The sequence below is a fragment of the Microbacterium sp. SORGH_AS_1204 genome, assembly GCF_030818935.1.
In the GTDB taxonomy this organism is placed as follows: domain Bacteria; phylum Actinomycetota; class Actinomycetes; order Actinomycetales; family Microbacteriaceae; genus Microbacterium.
The window spans coordinates 3,446,755-3,463,915 of sequence record NZ_JAUTBD010000001.1 but is presented as its reverse complement, the minus strand read 5'-3'; the positions used below and the strand labels follow the sequence as shown (position 1 = coordinate 3,463,915).

General features: G+C 71.1%; 15 protein-coding genes. 7 read left to right on the top strand and 8 right to left on the bottom strand.

Features of this window, described 5'->3' with window-relative positions; genetic code table 11:
* The first annotated feature begins 354 nt into the window (after window positions 1-354).
* The 3 genes from QE410_RS15950 to QE410_RS15940 all read left to right on the top strand — a co-directional run bounded on the left by QE410_RS15950 (window position 355) and on the right by QE410_RS15940 (window position 3,697).
* Window positions 355-1,674 (top strand): glycine betaine/L-proline ABC transporter ATP-binding protein, encoded by a 1,320-nt coding sequence (locus QE410_RS15950; protein WP_307333806.1) that lies wholly within the window; start codon window positions 355-357, stop codon window positions 1,672-1,674.
* On the top strand, window positions 1,674-2,669 hold the full coding sequence (locus QE410_RS15945) for a proline/glycine betaine ABC transporter permease (protein WP_307333804.1): 996 nt from the start codon (window positions 1,674-1,676) through the stop codon (window positions 2,667-2,669). The genes QE410_RS15950 and QE410_RS15945 overlap by 1 nt, the downstream gene beginning before the upstream one ends.
* 125 nt (window positions 2,670-2,794) lie before the next feature.
* Complete coding sequence (locus tag QE410_RS15940) at window positions 2,795-3,697, top strand: glycine betaine ABC transporter substrate-binding protein (protein ID WP_307333802.1); 903 nt, start codon at window positions 2,795-2,797, stop codon at window positions 3,695-3,697.
* A gap of 215 nt (window positions 3,698-3,912) precedes the next feature.
* On the opposite strand, the gene QE410_RS15935 is transcribed toward QE410_RS15940, so the two are convergent.
* Entirely contained in the window at window positions 3,913-4,644 is a 732-nt protein-coding gene (locus QE410_RS15935) for a YqjF family protein (RefSeq protein ID WP_307333799.1), read from the bottom strand.
* A 47-nt stretch (window positions 4,645-4,691) separates the two neighbouring features.
* Between QE410_RS15935 and QE410_RS15930 the strand changes: the two genes are divergently transcribed.
* Complete coding sequence (locus QE410_RS15930) at window positions 4,692-4,952, top strand: DUF3253 domain-containing protein (RefSeq protein ID WP_307333798.1); 261 nt, start codon at window positions 4,692-4,694, stop codon at window positions 4,950-4,952.
* 108 nt (window positions 4,953-5,060) lie between these two features.
* Here QE410_RS15930 and QE410_RS15925 read toward each other — a convergent pair whose 3' ends face one another.
* The 4 genes from QE410_RS15925 to purL all read right to left on the bottom strand — a co-directional run bounded on the left by QE410_RS15925 (window position 5,061) and on the right by purL (window position 9,913).
* Complete coding sequence (locus tag QE410_RS15925) at window positions 5,061-5,810, bottom strand: hypothetical protein (RefSeq protein WP_307333796.1); 750 nt, start codon at window positions 5,808-5,810, stop codon at window positions 5,061-5,063.
* Window positions 5,811-5,833: 23 nt separating this feature from the next.
* Window positions 5,834-6,859, bottom strand: coding sequence for a hypothetical protein (locus QE410_RS15920; RefSeq protein WP_307333794.1), 1,026 nt, complete (start codon window positions 6,857-6,859; stop codon window positions 5,834-5,836).
* 348 nt (window positions 6,860-7,207) lie between these two features.
* Entirely contained in the window at window positions 7,208-7,345 is a 138-nt protein-coding gene (locus QE410_RS15915) for a hypothetical protein (protein WP_307333792.1), read from the bottom strand.
* Window positions 7,346-7,534: 189 nt separating this feature from the next.
* Window positions 7,535-9,913 carry a phosphoribosylformylglycinamidine synthase subunit PurL gene (gene purL, locus QE410_RS15910; protein WP_307333790.1) on the bottom strand — a complete coding sequence of 793 codons (2,379 nt, stop codon included), beginning with the start codon at window positions 9,911-9,913 and terminating at the stop codon, window positions 7,535-7,537.
* Between the two features lie 347 nt (window positions 9,914-10,260).
* On the opposite strand from purL, the gene QE410_RS15905 reads away from it, so the two are divergent.
* Together QE410_RS15905 and QE410_RS15900 are read left to right on the top strand one after the other, a co-directional pair.
* On the top strand, window positions 10,261-10,533 hold the full coding sequence (locus QE410_RS15905) for a hypothetical protein (protein WP_307333789.1): 273 nt from the start codon (window positions 10,261-10,263) through the stop codon (window positions 10,531-10,533).
* A gap of 108 nt (window positions 10,534-10,641) precedes the next feature.
* On the top strand, window positions 10,642-11,697 hold the full coding sequence (locus QE410_RS15900) for a glycerate kinase (RefSeq protein WP_307333787.1): 1,056 nt from the start codon (window positions 10,642-10,644) through the stop codon (window positions 11,695-11,697).
* Here QE410_RS15900 and QE410_RS15895 read toward each other — a convergent pair.
* Window positions 11,640-12,353 carry an OBAP family protein gene (locus QE410_RS15895; protein ID WP_307333785.1) on the bottom strand — a complete coding sequence of 238 codons (714 nt, stop codon included), beginning with the start codon at window positions 12,351-12,353 and terminating at the stop codon, window positions 11,640-11,642. The two genes, QE410_RS15900 and QE410_RS15895, sit on opposite strands and share 58 nt — an antisense overlap.
* A gap of 365 nt (window positions 12,354-12,718) precedes the next feature.
* Here QE410_RS15895 and QE410_RS15890 point away from each other — a divergent pair, with 365 nt between their 5' ends.
* Entirely contained in the window at window positions 12,719-13,546 is an 828-nt protein-coding gene (locus tag QE410_RS15890) for a hypothetical protein (protein WP_307333784.1), read from the top strand.
* 276 nt (window positions 13,547-13,822) lie between these two features.
* Here QE410_RS15890 and QE410_RS15885 read toward each other — a convergent pair whose 3' ends face one another.
* Entirely contained in the window at window positions 13,823-16,144 is a 2,322-nt protein-coding gene (locus tag QE410_RS15885; RefSeq protein WP_307333782.1) for an FdhF/YdeP family oxidoreductase, read from the bottom strand.
* A 50-nt stretch (window positions 16,145-16,194) separates the two neighbouring features.
* Window positions 16,195-17,064 (bottom strand): formate dehydrogenase accessory sulfurtransferase FdhD, encoded by an 870-nt coding sequence (gene fdhD / locus QE410_RS15880; RefSeq protein WP_307333780.1) that lies wholly within the window; start codon window positions 17,062-17,064, stop codon window positions 16,195-16,197.
* Between the last annotated feature and the right edge of the window lie 97 nt (window positions 17,065-17,161).

The window sequence follows — 17,161 nt, the reverse complement described above, 5'->3', positions numbered from 1 at the left end:
TTCGCGCCGTCTCGACACGCCCGGACCGACCGGCGCCGGGCCCCGTCGGGAACCCGCCGACAACCCAGGGCACGCGCCCGCGCGTGACACACGGCATCCTGAATCGCAAGGCGATCGGCGATTTGCCAGCGTATCCATTGCGTGAAACCTTGGTCGAGGCCCGTTTCCGGGCCGCCCACCCGACCAGTCCGCGGTCGCCGGTGCCGCCTCGGGGGAGGAGGCGCCGCGAGCGTACGGTCGGCGGCCGAGGCGACGGATCCGACATCCGGCGCGCGTGCTCCACCCCCGGAGAGCACCGACGGCTGCCACCCGGGCGTGACCGCCGCGGCCACCCGAAGGCCGCCGAGGTACACAGTGACCCATCCGCCTGCTCTCGAGGCGCCCGCCCTCTCGGCCCGGAACCTCTTCAAGGTCTTCGGCCGTGCCCCGCACGACGCCGTCGACAAGCTCCGCTCCGGCGCCCGTCGCGACGAGATCGCCGAGCACGGGACCGCCGCCGTCATCGACGCGAGTTTCGACGTCCGACCCGGCGAGATCTTCGTCATCATGGGCCTGTCGGGCTCCGGCAAGTCCACGATCATCCGCATGCTGAACGGCCTGCACGAGGCCACCGCCGGCACCGTCGAGGTGCAGGGCGATGCGCTCACGGGCGTCGGCTCAGCGCGCTTGCGGTCGCTCCGACGCGAGCGTCTCGCCATGGTGTTCCAGCACTTCGCCCTGCTGCCCCACCGCACGGTCGCCGCCAACGTCGCCTACCCGCTCGAACTGCGCGGGGTCGGCAAGGCCGAGCGCCTCGCGAAAGCGCACGAGATCCTCGCCCTCGTCGGTCTCGACGGCTGGGGCGACAAGCTCCCGTCGGCGCTGTCGGGCGGGATGCAGCAGCGCGTCGGCATCGCCCGTGCGCTCGCCGCCGACACCGACATCCTGCTGATGGACGAGGCGTTCAGCGCCCTCGACCCGCTCATCCGCCGTGAGATGCAGGAGCAGCTCGTCGAACTGCAGCGGACACTGAAGAAGACCATCGTCTTCATCACGCACGACCTCAACGAGGCCATGTTCCTCGGCGACCGCATCGCCGTCATGCGCGACGGGCGCATCGTGCAGATCGGCACGCCCGAAGACATCCTCACCGACCCCGCGAACGATTACGTCGAGCAGTTCGTGCAGGACGTCGACCGCGCCCGCGTGCTGACCGCCGGCAACGTCATGGAACGGCCGCGTCCGCGCGTCGACGCCTCGGCGGGCCCCCGCACGGCCCTGCGACAGATGCGCGACGCCTACATGTCGGCCGTCTACGTCACCGACCGCGACCGCAAGCCGCTCGGCATCATCACCGATCGGGATGCCATGAAGCTCGTACGCGCGGGCGAGAACGCGCTCGTGTCGAAGCTGCGGCCGCTGCCGCAGAGCGTGCGCGAGGACGAGGTGCTCATGAACCTCTTCGTGCCCTCGGTCGAGTCGCCCCTGCCGCTCGCCGTGCTCGACGCGGAGGGCCGCCTGAGCGGCGTCATCCCTCGGGTGACCCTGCTCGCCGCCCTCGGCCCCGGCCCCACCGCCACCGAGGAACTCACCGTGCTGCCGCAGCCCCTGCCCTCCGCTGAGATCGACGCCGTGCTCGACGGGGTGCCCGCTGCCGCGGGGGTCGTGGCATCCGAGACCGAGGGGGTGCGCTGATGGAGGGCTTCCGCATTCCGGTCGGCTCCTGGGTGGATGCCGGTGTGGACTGGGTCCGCGACAACCTCTCGGGCGTGTTCGATGTCATCGCCCTGATCGTGCGCTTCCTCGTCGGCGGGCTCAGCGACGTGCTGCTCGCCGCTCCGATCATCGTGGTCATCGTCGTCGCGGCGGCCCTCGCGTGGCTGCTGCGCTCGTGGAAGCTCGCGCTGGGAACGGTGATCGGCTTCGCGCTCATCCTCGCGATGGGCCAGTGGGTCACCGCGATGCAGACACTCGCGCTGGTGCTCGTGGCGACCGTCGTGGCCGTGGCGATCTCGGTGCCGCTCGGCATATGGTCGGCGCGCAACGCCACCGTCCGCGCGATCCTGAAGCCGGTGCTCGATTTCATGCAGACGATGCCCGCCTTCGTCTACCTGATCCCGGCGATCACGTTCTTCAGCATCGGCGTGGTGCCCGGAGTCGTCTCGACGGTCATCTTCGCGTTGCCCCCGGGCGTGCGTCTGACAGAGCTCGGCATCCGCGGGGTCGACTCCGAGACCGTCGAGGCGGGACACGCGTTCGGGGCGACGCCCGGGCAGATCCTTCGCGGCATCCAACTGCCGCTCGCGATGCCCACGATCATGGCGGGAGTGAACCAGGTCATCATGCTCGCGCTGTCGATGGCGGTCGTCGCCGGCATCGTCGGCGCCGACGGCCTGGGCAAGGAGGTCGTGCAGTCGATCTCGACCGTCAACCTGCCCAAGGGCGTCGAGGCCGGCCTCAGCGTGGTCGTGCTCGCCGTCTACCTCGACCGCCTCACCGCGGCCCTCGGCAACCGCGCCGACAATCGCGGGTCGCTGCTGGGCGCGATCGCCCGGCGCCGCGTCGCGACCGCCGTCACGGCTGGACCCGCCGCGGAGCCGCACATCGACCCCGCCCCGACGGAGGCCGCGGCGACGCCGCAGCGCACGCCCGCCTCGCCTCGTCGCGCGCCGGTGTCGTCCGGACGCTGAGTCGCGGCATCCCCCCTCCTTCGCGCGAGGGGTCAGTTTTCGTCGCTTAGGCGCGCGCCAGGCGACAGAAAATGACCCCTCACGCGGGGGAGGCACTCGCATACGAAAAGGAAGAGAAATCAGTGATGAACACGCGACACCTCACCTCCGGCCTCGCCCTCGGCGCCGCGGGAGCCCTGCTGCTCGCCGGCTGCGCGAGCGGCAACATGGCCGAGGGCGGCTCGGGCGACGGCGGCGAGAAGGGCACGATCACGCTCGGATTCCTGCCCTCGTGGACCGACGGCCTCAGCACCGCGTACCTGCTCGAGGACCAGCTCGGCAAGCTCGGCTACCGCGTCGAGATGCAGACGCTCACCGAGGCGGGCCCCCTCTACACCGGCCTCGCCCAGGGCGACGTCGACATCTACCCCTCGGCCTGGCCCGAGCTCACGCACAAGTCGTACATGGACCGCTACGGCGACCAGATCGACGACCTCGGCGCGTACTACGACAACGCCAAGCTGACCATCGCGGTGCCGAGCTACGTCGACATCGACTCCATCGAGCAGCTGAAGGGCGAGGCCGCGCGGTTCGACGGCCGCATCTACGGCATCGAGCCGGGGGCCGGTCTCACCACGCAGACGCAGGAGACGATGCTCCCCGGGTACGGTCTCGACGGCGAGTTCGAGCTCGTGACCTCGTCGACCGCGGCGATGCTCACCGAGCTCGACAACGCCATCGCGGCGCAGAAGGACATCGCGGTGACGCTGTGGCGTCCGTTCTGGGCCAACGACGCCTACGACGTGAAGGACCTCGAAGACCCCCAGGGGCTGATGGGCGCCCCCGAGGCGCTTCACTTCCTCGGGACGTCGGGCTTCGCCGAGCGGTATCCGGATGCCGCTGACCTCATCGCCGGCATCCAGCTCGACGACGAGCAGTACGGCTCGCTCGAAGACCTCGTGGTCAACGAATACGGCGAGGGTCGCGAGGCCGAGGCCGTCGACGCCTGGCTGGAGCAGAACCCCGGCGCGTTCTCGACGCAGCGCTGAGTGTCTTCGCGACGGCCTCCTCTGCACCGGAGGGGGCCGTCGTCGTGCGGGCGGGGCGTTGCTCGGGAAGGGCGGCTTCTCGTAGCTTCCGACCGCGACTGTGCGGGCACACCGTCATTCCGCGGTCCTCCGAGCGCCCGCCCCGTCTCGGGTTCAAGTGCGCCGGCCACCGTGGGTTCAGCCGGTCGTGTGCGCCGCCGCCGGCCGCCGTGGGTTCAGGCGATCGCGTGCGCACCCGTGAAACGCGTGATGAAGCCGGGGTGGCCGGCGGGCATCGCGAGCACCGAATCGGGTGTGCGACCGACGAGCTGCGGGAAGCCGGAGTCGGCGACGAGGTCGTCGTCGAGCACGTCGAGCTCGGCCGAGACGAGCGGCCAGGGCTCGTGCGTGTTCGCCGCCCAGATGGTGCGACCGAGGTGCCGCTCGTGAAAGCCCCAGCGGGCGGTGAGGAAGCGCGAGAGGGGCGTGTCGACCGTGTCGGCGCCGAGCGTGGCTCGCACACGGGTTTCCGGATGCCGCCGCCCGTGCCGCCGCGACCGGTACTCGATGCGCGCGCCCTCGGTGCGAACGCCCGCGCGGGCCCAGCGGTAGGGGAGGCCGAACAGGGCGCGGGCGGCCAGCACGGGAGCGAGATGCTCCGCCTCGAGGGTGCGGAACACCACCCCGCGGCGTCCTTCGTCGTCGACGGCGTAGGTGCGCACGTTGATCTCGGTGAAGGTGCCGAGCAGCGGCACGGGGGGCAACGGGAGGAAGCGGAACTCGCTCAGCACGAAGGGCACGAGCCCGACCCACGCCGACCCGTCGTGCACGTCGGGGCGGGTTCCCGGGGGCAGCAGCGGGGCGACCTCGGCCGGGTCGACGCGCCAGTGCACGAAGACGGCGCGGTTCCACCGCTGCGCGATGACGGCGCGTCCGGGCAGGTCGGGGGCGTGGCGCTCAGTGATCACCGGGTCATTCTGGCCCCGGCGCCTCGGTGCGGAGGGACACTGGACAGATGACCCCGTCGTCTGGTGCGGACCCCCGGCTCGTGGCATCCATTCGCGACCTGCTCGCGGCGCGCGACGCCGACAAGACGATCTGCCCGTCGGAGGCCGCTCGCGTGGTCGGCGGCGACGACTGGCGCGACCTCATGCAGCCGGCGCGCGACGCCGCGCACTCGTTGGTCGAGCTCGGCGAGGTCGAGGTCACACAGAAGGGCGAGGTGGTCGACGTGACCACCGCCCGGGGGCCGGTGCGGATCCGTCGGAAGCGTTAGACCAGCAGATCCGGAGTCGTGCGTCGGATCCGGATGCCGCGGGCCATTCCATCCGGATCTCCTGCATCCTTCCGGATCGAGCACCCGGCTGGGTCGGCGGGCGACGCGTCAGGCGACGGAGCCGGTCGCCTCGTCGGAGGGCGTTGTCGATGCCGGGCGCGTCGCCGTGCCGCGTGGGAGCTCGAGCGCGACCTTCTTCTCGAGCACGTCGACGGCCTCGTCGCTCAGCCAGATGAGCCCGTCGAGCTCCTCGCGCACGCGTCGGTACGCGAGTTGGCGTTCGTGCGGCGTTGCCGCCTGGTCGGTGGCGACGCCCAGCAGTTGCTTCGCGGTGTCGAGGCGCTTGCGTTCGTCGGGGGAGAAGGCGGCGTCTTTCACGCGACGCGCGTCGCGCTCGGCGACGTCGAAGGCGACCTCGTAGTCGGTGACGGCCTCGCGATACTCCCGCAGTCGTTCGGGTGGGAGGGTCTCACCGTCTCGCGGGCGGAGGTTGTCGGCGACCTTCTTCGCGCGCAGGAACGCGGCCGTCAGCGGCTGACGGCCATCGCTCATGGCGGGGAAGCTGATGAGCTTCGACGCGTCGAGTTCGTAGTCGAGCCAGCGGTGCGTGACGGCATCCTGTGCCGCGATGACACGTCGCTGGTCGTCGGCGATGGGTGGCGGAGCCGTGACGGGCACCGTGGGCGCGGCACCGCCTTGCGCACGAATGAGCTCGATGCGCTCTCGGTGACGTCGACGCTCCGCGAGCTCGCGGCGCTTGCTCGCCGCACCGATGGCGCCCATGGTCATGCCGAAGAGGGGGAAGACCATCCACCAGTAGTCGCCCGCGAACGCGAAGAAGTCGTGCACGGGCGCCATGCTACGCCGTAAGCCCGGATGCCTCAGGAAGCCGGCGGTCGCGGCCGATCGCGCGCGGGCGGCGGCCACACCGGGCCGTTCTTCGGCGCGTCGCCGCTGGTTCGGGGCGTCGAGGGCGCGGCATCCGGTTCGCTCTTGGCGGTGCGCTTTGCGCTGCGTTCGCTCCAGCTGCGGGCTGCCGCCCGGCCCATCGACTCCATCGAGCGCGACAGCGCGCGTTGGGCGGTCTCGGCGAGATCGGATGCCACCCGGCCCCACGCGTCGCCTTCTTCGATGCGGGGCTGCTGCTCGCCGCGGCGGGCCGTCTGCTCGGCGTGGTCGAAGGCGTGCGCGGCGCGGCGCACGGCGTCGCGGTAGGCGAGGAACTCGGCCGGTGCGAGGCGTGTCTGGGGCGTGGCCGGGCGCAGCCACTGGGCACGCTCGTGCGCGCGCAGGAATTCGGCGAGCAGCGGGGAGCGCGGGTCGGTCATCATCGGGTAGTCGATGGCGAGGGCGAGGTCTGTCTCGTACGCCATCCATCGGGCGAGGATCGCGTCGTGCTCGGCGAGGAGACGCACGATCGGCAACGGCGCGTTACCGGAGCGGATGGCCGGGAGCATCGCCTTCGCGGCTTTGACCCCCGCTCGCCGCGCGCGCACCTCGGCCGCCGCGGCACGAAGGTCGCGCTGCCGGTCGACGAGTCGCGCGCGCGCGGCGGAGACGACGTCGGGCGAGACCCGGGATGCCGCGCGCTCCGCCTGCGCGCGGACGACCTCGGCGTCGGCGACCTTGACGTCGGCGCGACCGCGGGCGACGGCGAGTCGCGCCGTCTGCAGGTCGAGCTGAGCGGCATCGAGTTCGAGGCGACGCGCTGCGGACTTGCTCAGTGGCCGCGATGCCCACGCGCGAGTGGCGCGGTCGCCGGTGGTCGTCACGCCGGGCGTGCTCGAACCGGCGGGGAGGGCGCGGCGACGGGTACGGCGCACGCCGACCCAGCCGACGGTGCCCGCACCGGCCGCGGCCGGGCCGATCCACCACCACTCGGCGAACAGGGCCAGGAGGGGTTCCACGCCCCCATGCTACGTCGGGGCTCCGTCACGGTGCTGGGCGTCAGGCCGAAATCCGCAGCAGGGCGGGCGTGCCGGTGTCGTCGCCTCGGGCGGGGGCGTCAGGCCGGAATCCGCAGCAGGGCGGGCGTGCCGGTGTCGTCGCCTCGGGCGGGCTCTGGCGCCGTCGGGGAAGGCCCCGGCGTGGGGCGACGTGCTGCGCGGGTGCACGTCGACCGGCGACGCTTCCCCCGGCGGGGGAACGCGTGACGGTGCCGACGGCGTTGAGGCTCTTCCCGCACGACATCGACCACGGCGTCGAGTCGTTCGCGTGGCGGTGGTGCCCGACCCTTCGCGCGGAGGCGGTGCTGCTCAGCGCAGGATCAGCGAGATGACCGTGGCGCCACCGCCGGTGAGGATCAGCGCGGCGATCACGATCCACGCGGTGATCTTGACGCGCTTCTGGCGCTTGTCGCTGAAGACGGTCATGTCGTCATCGTCATCGGTCATCGCACGTCTCCTCTCGGGGGTGTCGGGGCTGATGCTCGGGCGGAGGGGGCCGTGACCTGGGCCGGACCGTGACCTGGGCCGGGCCGTGACCTGTGCGGGGCCGTGACCCTGGGCGGGTCCGTGACCCCGGGCGGGCCGTGACCCCGGGCGGGGCCGGCGGCGTCGGGGCGGGCCCGACGCCGCGCGGCGTCAGACGACGGGCTCGGCGATGGTCGGACCGAAGACCGCGGGAAGCGTCTCGGTCGACAGGCGCCGCAGCTCGGCGACGGGGACCGTGAACACGTCTTGGATCTCGAGCGCCGCCTCGGTGCCCGGCTCGATGTCGGTCACGCCGATGCGCAGCACCGGGTAGCCTCGGCCGTCGCACAGCCCGCGGAACTTCACGTCTTCCTCGCGGGGGACGCTGACCAGCACGCGACCGGTCGACTCGCTGAAGAGGGCGGCCGTGGCATCCACGCCGTCGCGCTCCATGAGCTCGGTGAGCCAGACGCGCGCGCCGACGCCGAAGCGCATCACGCCCTCGGCGAGGGCCTGCGCGAGACCGCCCGACGACAGGTCGTGCGCGCTCGAGACGAGCGACTGCGAACCCGCGGCCTGCAGCAGCTCCGCGAGCTTGCGCTCCTGCGCCAGGTCGACCTTCGGCGGGCGTCCGCCGAGGTGGTCGTGGATCGTGCCGGCCCACTGCGAGCCGTCGAGCTCGTCGGCGGTGACGCCGAGCAGGTAGAGGTTCTCGCCGGCATCCTGCCAGCCGCTCGGGATGCGCGCGGCGACGTCGTCGATGATGCCCATGACGCCCACCACGGGGGTCGGGTGGATGGGCTGGTCACCGGTCTGGTTGTAGAACGACACGTTGCCGCCCGTGACCGGGATGCCGAGCTCGAGGCATCCATCGCTCAGGCCCTCGACGGCCTGGCTGAACTGCCACATGACCTCGGGGTTCTCGGGGCTGCCGAAGTTCAGGCAGTCGGTGACCGCGGTCGGCACGGCGCCGGTGACGGCGACGTTGCGGTACGCCTCGGCCAGCGCCAACTTGGCACCGTTGTACGGGTCGAGCTGGTTGTAGCGGCCGTTGCAGTCGGTGGCGATCGCGAAGCCGAGGCCGGTCTCTTCGTCGACGCGGATCATGCCGGCGTCGTCGGGGAAGCTCAGCGCCGTGTTGCCCAGCACGTAGTAGTCGTACTGGTTGGTGATCCACGAGGTGTCGGCGAGGTTGGGGCTCGCGACGAGGGTGGTGAACTGCTCGCGGAGGGTCTCGGCATCCGTCGCCCGGGGCAGCGTTGCGGCCGAGTCGGCCTGCAGCGCGTCGATCCACGTCGGGTAGGCGACGGGGCGCTCGTAGACGGGGCCGTCGACGGCCACGGTGGAGGGGTCGACGTCGACGATGCGCTCGCCGTACCAGTCGATGACGAGGCGGCCGTCGCCGGTGACCTCGCCGAGGACGCTCGTCTCGACGTCCCACTTGCCGACGACGGCGAGGAAGGCGTCGAGCTTCTCGGGCGCGACGATCGCCATCATGCGCTCCTGCGACTCCGACATGAGGATCTCTTCGGGCGTGAGCGAGGGGTCGCGCAGCAGCACCTTCGACAGCTCGACCTTCATGCCGCTGTCGCCGTTGGCGGCGAGCTCGCTCGTGGCGCACGAGATTCCGGCCGCGCCGAGGTCTTGGATAGCCTCGACGAGGTCGTCGCGGTACAGCTCGAGGCAGCACTCGATGAGCACCTTCTCGGCGAACGGGTCGCCGACCTGCACCGCGGGACGCTTGGTGGGGCCGCCGTCGGCGAAGGTGTCGGATGCCAGGATGCTGGCGCCGCCGATGCCGTCGCCGCCCGTGCGGGCGCCGAACAGCACGACCTTGTTGCCCACGCCGGTGGCGTTGGCCAGCTTGATGTCTTCGTGGCGCATGACGCCGACCGCGAGCGCGTTGACGAGCGGGTTGCCCTGGTAGACGGCGTCGAAGACCGTCTCGCCGCCGATGTTGGGCAGGCCGAGGCAGTTGCCGTAGAACGAGATGCCGCTGGTGACACCGTGCACGACGCGGGGGGTGTCGGGGTGGTCGATGGCGCCGAAGCGCAGCTGGTCCATGACGGCGACGGGACGCGCGCCCATCGAGATGATGTCGCGCACGATGCCGCCGACGCCGGTCGCGGCCCCCTGGAACGGCTCGATGTAGCTGGGGTGGTTGTGCGACTCGACCTTGAAGGTGACCGCCCAGCCGTCGCCCACGTCGACGACGCCGGCGTTCTGGCCCATGCCGACCATGAGGCGGGTCTTCATCTCGTCGCTGACCTTCTGGCCGAACTGGCGCAGGTAGATCTTGCTCGACTTGTACGAGCAGTGCTCGCTCCACATGACCGAGTACATGGCCAGCTCACCACTGGTGGGGCGGCGGCCCAGGATCTCGCGGATCTTGGCGTACTCGTCGCTCTTGAGACCGAGCGCGCCGTACGGCTGCTCTTTCTCGGGCGTGGCGATCGCGTTCTCGACCGTATCGGCGAGGGCGGTACGGGCGGCGGGGTTCGGGGTGGTCACGCGGCTGAGCTCCAAGAATCGCAGGGGCCGGACGGGCATCAGTCTAGTTGGGACCGCCGACATTGCCGGGGTGGTCGGCGGAACAGCCGCAGGGCGACCGACGCGACCTCGATCCCCGGCCACCTGCAGAGCACGGCCCCGGCGGTAAGGCTGTGCAGACGGTCGCGGCTGCACACGAGCAGCATCCGCACGGGCTGCGGCTCTCTCGAATCATCGCGCCCCTCCGCCGAGGCGCATCGGCGGCGGTAGTCTTCCGTGCGTGTACGACGACTTCGGACGCTGAGATGCCCGCACGGCCTCGCGCGACTGCCACCCGGGCACTCGCATCTTCAGCGTTCCCGCCGGCCGACTCCGGCGCGGTGGGATGACCGAAAAGGATCGTCTCCATGTCTTCAACCGAGCTCGCGAACATTATCGGCCTCGTCGGCGTCGCGCTCGTCGTCGTCACCTATCTGCTGCTGCAGATCGGCCGCGTGCGCGTCGACCAGTTGCGCTACTCCCTGCTGAACGCCGTCGCCTCCGTGCTGGTGCTGGTCTCGCTGGCCGCGCACTGGAACCTCGCGTCCGTCGTGATCGAGGGGTTCTGGCTGCTGATCAGCGTGTACGGCTGTCTCAAGTGGGTACGGACACGTCGTCGTCGCGAGACGACCGCGTCGTAGCAAGAACCGCTCCGGTCGTCGCCCTGCGGTGGCGGCCGGAGCGCCCTCCCGTATCTCCGGTGCCGACGTAGGCTGGTCAGCGCTCATCCCGAACGGGAAGGACGGCCCTTGCAGATCGTCATCGCCCCCGACAAGTTCAAGGGCACCCTGACCGCGCGAGCAGCGGCGGATGCCATGGCCGCGGCCGTCCGCAAGCGGTGGGCTGACGCCGTCATCACCGTGATTCCGATGGCGGACGGCGGCGACGGCACGCTCGACGCCCTCGGCGGGTCGAACCGCCGCGACACGGTGATCGGTCCGCTCGGGCGCCCGGTCGACGCCGGCTGGCGCTTCGACGGCGACCTGGCCGTGATCGAGTCGGCAGCGGCATCCGGGCTCGTGCTCGCCGGGGGTGCCGAGGGCAACGATCCGTGGAGCGCCACGAGCCGCGGCGTCGGCGAGCTCATCGCGCTCGCCCTCGACGCCGGCGCGGCCCGGGTGCTGGTCGGCATGGGCGGCTCGGCGATGACGGACGGCGGGCGCGGAGCCATCAAGGCGCTGGGAGACCGCGTGCCGTTCCCCGCGGGCCGGGTCGTGGTGCTCACCGACACGACGGTCACGTTCGCGGAGGCCGCGCGGGTGTTCGCACCGCAGAAGGGGGCCGACGGTCCCATGGTGGCGCGCCTCACGGCCCGCTTGGAGACGGATGCCACGGACTGGGCCCACCGTTTCGGTCGCGACGTGCGGACAACACCGCGCACGGGCGCCGCAGGGGGGCTCTCGGGCGCACTGTTCGCCGCGGGCGCCGACCTCGTCGATGGGGCGGCGTACATCGCCGACGCCCTCGGCCTCGTCGCCGCGGTCTCCGCAGCCGACCTCGTGCTGACGGGTGAGGGGGCCTTCGACGCGACGACGCAGGCGGGGAAGGGGCCGGGTCACGTGCTCGCGCTCGCCGCGGCCCATGGCGTGCCGGCCCTGGTCGTCGCGGGCGTCGTCGCGCGCGATGCACGCGGTCCGGGCATCACGGCCGTCGCCGACGTCGTCGGCATCGATCGTTCTCTTCAGCACGCGGCGGACGCGGTCCGCGTGGCGACGGCGCACGTTCTGGCCTCGACAGATGTCGGGCGTCAGTCGTCGTGTGCGAGATCGCGCACACCCTCGACCGGGGACGATCCCGGGAAGTGATGACGGAGCCGGTCCACGCCGCGCTGCGGGTGGGCGTCGGCGGCGAGATCGGCGCGGCGAGCCCGGGTCTTCGCGGGGTCGAGATCCATCGCCTCGGCACGGTGCGCCTCCAAGCGAGGATCGGCCTCGCCGTCGCGGTTGAACGACCACATCAGCTTCGGTTCGCCGAGAGGCAACGAGTGCCCGCCGCCGAGGTCGTGACGACCCGTGTGCCAGGTGTGCCACGTCTTGCCGTAGCTGTTCATCAGCCGCTTCATCAGGGCTTTCTCCGCCGCGGCGGGGAGTCCGGGTGCGATGAGGGAGCCGCCCAGAATCTCGTAGTTGTGGGGATGCCAGTACTCCTGCTCCTCCTCGGGCAACGTCTCGAACACCCGCTCGGACACGATGTATTCGATGCCGATGAGGTTGGCATCCGGGGTGTTCCCGTCGAACAGGGTGGCTTGGATGAAGTCGTCGTTGACGACGCGGCAGTAGTGGTGGGCCTCCATCTGCATCGACGGATCGTCGAGCGCGGGGTGGAAGCCGCACACGTAGACGTCGAAGTGCTTCAGCGGTGCGGTGCTCTGCAAGAGATCGGCGCCCTTCTCCAGAGCGGCGAGGCCCACGCTCTTACGTTCTCCGGCGGCGTTCAGGGGGCTCTGGCGGTTCTTGGTCACGGGTCCTCCTTCGTCGGGAAGGTCTCACGGTGGGCTCCGTCGGCATCGGCCGTCAGCCGGGTTGACGGGCGGCGGCGGGGCATCCCGTCGCCACCCCGACGGTCGGACGCTTCGGATGTTCCCGACCGTCGTCATCCAGACTCAGTAGGGGATCGTGCACGCGCGCGTCGTCGCGCCGGTGCTCGCGGGGCGCACCGCCGTCATGCTGCCCCGGGCCGTCGGCATCCTCCTGCGCGGTCCCGGTGCTGAACGTGATCCCGGCCCTGTGATCGGCGTCGGGCCGAGGCCTGAGCGCGCGCCGACGTGGGCGCGGCGTCGCGGCGCCTGATTCCGGCCCGGTCGGGGCTCGTGGTGGGATGGCCGGTATGCGCCTTTCCTCCCGCTTCGTCTCCGGCATCGTCTGCACGGGGCTCGTGCTCGTCACGGTGGGCTGTACGGGCTCCACGGAGAACCCGTTCGACGCACTCTGCGCAGACCCGGTCGTCGTGACGTGCGAGCCCGCCGACGGGCCGCTTTCGATCACGGTCGATGCCGCGGCGGCGGACGACGCCGTCCAGGACTTCGCCGGTCGGGTGCAGGATGCCGCGACGCAGACGCAACGCGAACTCACCCTGCGTGCCGACGACCCGTCCGCGGTGCAGCTCGACCCCGAGGTCACGGCGACCCCCAAGTGGCAGTTCACGCTGCAGCCCGGCGGAACCGTTGACGCGCTCGCCGGCGTTCTCGAGGCGGCGGCCGTGCCGGGAGCCAGCGGGATCTTCGCGGGTCTGGGCTGGCCGTCCGCGGAGGCGGCGACCCTCGACGACGTCGAGCCGCTCATCACCGCCCTCTCCTCGACGACGCTGTTCGCCGACGGGGGCACGTTCACGGTGCCGTCGTTGCGCGAGCGTTTCCGACTCGTCTACGTGCCCGCGTTCACGACGCTGGACGGCGTGCGCGAGGTCGTCTCGGTCGCCCGGGATTATCCGGATGCCGAGGTGCTCCTCGAAGCACCCACGGCGGGGCCCAATCAGCCGACGTTCTACGTCGCCCACCTGACACCCGACGAGGCGGTGCAGCTCGAGGCGCGGTTGAGCGCCCCGCAGATGGCTTCGGCGAGCATTGCGGGGGCGCCCCTGGAATTCGTGCTGACGTCGTTGACCGAACAGGGAACGGAGTCGATCACGGGCACCTTCGGCGGGATCGCCGGCTGACCGGTGTTCGTGGCCGCGCCCGCCGCGCGGCGCGGTGCAGGGCCCGGGGCCTGTGGCGGCCCGGGGCTCGTGGCGGGCCGGGTTTACGGCGCGGGGCCTGTGGCGGCCCGGGTTCGTGGCGGCCCGCGGCGCCGTGCACGGCGCGGGACCCGGGGCCCATGGCGGCCGTGGAACGGATTCGGAGTAAGGAAACAGATTCGGATGCCGCGGTGCGAACGCTCCGAATCTGTTGCACCCGTCCGGATCCGGTGCCCCCGCCGCCCCCCGGCGTCAGCGTCAGGCGGTCTTCGCGATGCGCACCCGGATGTCTTTCATCAGCGGCTGATCGCTCTGGCGGCTGTAGTCGTCGGGCCCGAGCAGCACGTTCATCTCCGGGAAGTAGCCGGCCGCGCTCCCGCGAGGGGTGTCGTACTCCAGCGCGCGGAACGCGGTGACACTGCGTACCGAGCCGTCGCGCGAGGTCGCCACGATATCGACGAGGTCGCCCTCTGCGATACCGCGCTCCTTCATGTCCCGCCGGTTCATGAACACCAGTTCGCGGATGTTGCGCACGCCCCGGTAGCGGTCGTCGGCCGAGTAGATCGTTGTGTTCCACTGATCGTGCGACCGCATGGTCTGCAGCACCAGCACATCGGCCTCTTCGGGAATGACGTTGGGCAACGCAGCCTGCGAGAACTCCGCCTTGCCCGAGGGCGTGCGGAAGTCGCGCTCGCGCGCGGGCTGCGGGATGCGGAAGCCGTAGTGCTGTCGCACGAGCTCATTGAAGCCCTCGAAACCCGGCAGCACCTTCGCCATCGTGTCGCGGATGCGGTCGTAGTCGCCGACGTACCACTCCCACGGCGTCGCCGAATCGGGCATGGTCGCCCGGGCGATCCTCGCGATGATCTCGGGCTCGCTGAGCAGGTGCGGCGACGCGGGCTTGCGGGAGCCGAGCGAGAGCATGACCGAGCTCATGGCATCCTCGGTCGAGATCGACTGCGGCCCGCTCTCTTGCTCGTCGCGCTCGGTGCGGCCGAGGCAGGGGAGGATCAGCGCCTGCTTGCCATGGGTGAGGTGGCTGCGGTTGAGCTTGGTGCTCACGTGGGCGGTCAGCTCGCACCGACTCATGCCCTCGGCGGTGAGCGCGGTGTCGGGAGCGGCCCGCACGAAGTTGCCCCCCATGCCGAGGAAGACCTTGAGGTCGCCCCGGTGCAGTGCCGCCACCGTGTGCACGGTGTCGAGGCCGGGCTCGCGGGGCGAGGTGATGCCGCACACCTCGTCGAGCTTCGCCAGCCACTCTTCGGTGGGCTTGTGGTTGATGCCGCAGGTGCGGTTGCCCTGCACATTGCTGTGGCCGCGCACGGGTGAAGGGCCCGTGCCCTTGCGTCCGACGTTGCCGCGCAGCAGGAGCAGGTTGACGATCTCGCGCACGGTGTCGACGCCGTGCTGGTGCTGGCTGACGCCGAGGCACCAGCTGATGACGCAGGCTTTCGAGGCGAGGTACACCTCGGCGGCGGCGCGGATCTCGGCCGCGGTCAGACCGGCCTGCTCGACCAGCTCGTCCCAGGTCGTCGCCTCGACGAGGGAGCGATAGTCGTCGAGCCCCGTCGTGTACTCGTCGAGGAACGCCTGGTCGAGGGCGGTCGGGTCGGCCTCGGACGCCTCGAAGACGACCTTCGCCATGCCGCGGACGAGCGCGAGGTCGCCGCCCGGCCGCACCTGCAGGTTCATCGTGCTGGTCGGGGTGGAGTGGAAGGTCGCCATGTCGACGATCTCGTGCGGGACGATCGTGCGGGTGCCGGCGACCTCGCGGAGCGGATTCACGTGCACGACCTGCGCGCCCCGGTCAATTGCCTCGGCAAGGCTGGTGAGCATGCGCGGGGCGTTCGAAGCGGCATTCACGCCGAGGACGAAGAGGGCGTCGCAGCTCTCCCAGTCCTCGAGGTCGGCGGTGCCCTTGCCGGTGGCGAGCGATGCCGTGAGCCCGCGGCCGGAGCCCTCGTGGCACATGTTCGAGCAGTCGGGGAGGTTGTTCGTCCCGAGCTCGCGCGCGAACAGCTGGTAGAGGAACGACGCTTCGTTGCTCAACCGACCGGACGTGTAGAAAGCCGCCTGATCGGGGGAATCGAGGGCCGTGATGTGCTGCGCGATGAGGCGGAACGCGTCGTTCCACGAGATGGGGACGTAATGGTCGGTCGCGGCGTCGTAGACCATCGGGCCGACGAGGCGCCCGGCGTCTTCGAGCTCGAAGTCGCTCCACTGCGACAGCTCACTCACCGAGTGCTCGGCGAAGAATTCCTTGCCCACGCGCTTGTGCGTCATCTCCCACGTGACGTGCTTGATGCCGTTCTCGCAGATGTCGAGGGCGACGCCCTTGTCGTCGGGCCACGCGCAGCCGGGGCAGTCGAAGCCGCTCTTGGGGTGGTTCATCGTGAACATCGCCTTGGTGCCCGCGACCGGCTGACGCTGCTCGAGCAGCACCTTGCCGACGGTCAGCGCGGCGCCCCAGCCGGCCGCCGGGTGCTCGTAAGCGCCCGTGCTCGACCAGTCGCCGTCGACCCGCGGGCCGAGGCCCCCCTGGCGCGGCTTCTCGGTCATCAGTCCGAAGGACTCACCCATCTTTGACCCTCCGATGGTCGTGGCGCCGGGCTCGTGGCATCCGGCCGTGGTCAGCGTACGCTCGCGACCTCTGTCGCTGCGGGGGTTGTGGACGGAACGCGAATGCGATCGGCGCGGGTGTAGAGGTTCATGCTCGAGCCACGCACGAACGCGGCGAGGGTGAGCCCCGCGCGCTCGGCGAGCTCGATGGCGAGCGACGAGGGCGCCGACACGGCGGAGAGGATCGGGATGCCGGCCATCACGGCCTTCTGCACCAGCTCGAAGCTCACGCGGCCCGACACCTGCAGCACGGTTCCGCGCAGCGGGAGCCGGTCGTTCAGCAAGGCCCAACCGACGACCTTGTCGACCGCGTTGTGTCGGCCGACGTCTTCGCGGGCGACCAGCAGCTCGCCCGTCACGACGTCGAAGAGCGCCGCGCCGTGCAGGCCGCCGGTCTTGTCGAACGTCTTCTGCCGCTCGCGCAGGCGGTCGGGGAAGGCGGCGACGTCGTGCGCCGAGACCTCGATGTCGTCGGAGGACACGTCGTAGCTCGACACCTTCTCGACAGCGTCGATGGATGCCGTGCCGCACACCCCGCACGAGCTCGTCGTGAAGAAGGATCGCGGGGTGGGTGGGGCCACCCCCGGTGCGAGGGTCAGGTCGAGCACGTTGTAGGTGTTGCCGTCGGCACCACCGGTGCCCGGGCCGCCGCAGTGGATCGCGCGGGCGAACTGGTCGCCGCGACTGATCACACCCTCCGAGACGAGGAAGCCGGCGGCCAGCTCGACGTCGTGCCCGGGCGTGCGCATGGTGACGGACAGCGGGGAGCCGCCGACGCGGATCTCCAGCGGTTCTTCGACCGCGATGGCATCCGGTCGCTGACGGTTCGCGCCCTCGAGCGTGATGCGCGTGACGCGGCGGGACGTGGTGAGGCGGCCCATGTCAGGCGTCGGCTCCGGCGGGGAAGGGGGACATGGGGGAAGCGTACGCCGGGCCGCCGACATCGGGTCGGCGACCTCGGGTCGGGGGATCGGGTCG

Bases quoted from the DNA above. Each gene is read 5' to 3' on its own strand.
- QE410_RS15915 (WP_307333792.1), bottom strand. From the start codon at position 7,345: ATGACCGATGACGATGACGACATGACCGTCTTCAGCGACAAGCGCCAG.
- QE410_RS15885 (WP_307333782.1), bottom strand. From the start codon at position 16,144: ATGGGTGAGTCCTTCGGACTGATGACCGAGAAGCCGCGCCAGGGGGGC.
- QE410_RS15930 (WP_307333798.1), top strand. From the start codon at position 4,692: ATGACCCCGTCGTCTGGTGCGGACCCCCGGCTCGTGGCATCCATTCGC.
- QE410_RS15925 (WP_307333796.1), bottom strand. From the start codon at position 5,810: ATGGCGCCCGTGCACGACTTCTTCGCGTTCGCGGGCGACTACTGGTGG.
- QE410_RS15890 (WP_307333784.1), top strand. From the start codon at position 12,719: ATGCGCCTTTCCTCCCGCTTCGTCTCCGGCATCGTCTGCACGGGGCTC.
- QE410_RS15940 (WP_307333802.1), top strand. From the start codon at position 2,795: ATGAACACGCGACACCTCACCTCCGGCCTCGCCCTCGGCGCCGCGGGA.
- QE410_RS15945 (WP_307333804.1), top strand. From the start codon at position 1,674: ATGGAGGGCTTCCGCATTCCGGTCGGCTCCTGGGTGGATGCCGGTGTG.
- purL (WP_307333790.1), bottom strand. From the start codon at position 9,913: ATGCCCGTCCGGCCCCTGCGATTCTTGGAGCTCAGCCGCGTGACCACC.
- fdhD (WP_307333780.1), bottom strand. From the start codon at position 17,064: ATGGGCCGCCTCACCACGTCCCGCCGCGTCACGCGCATCACGCTCGAG.
- QE410_RS15905 (WP_307333789.1), top strand. From the start codon at position 10,261: ATGTCTTCAACCGAGCTCGCGAACATTATCGGCCTCGTCGGCGTCGCG.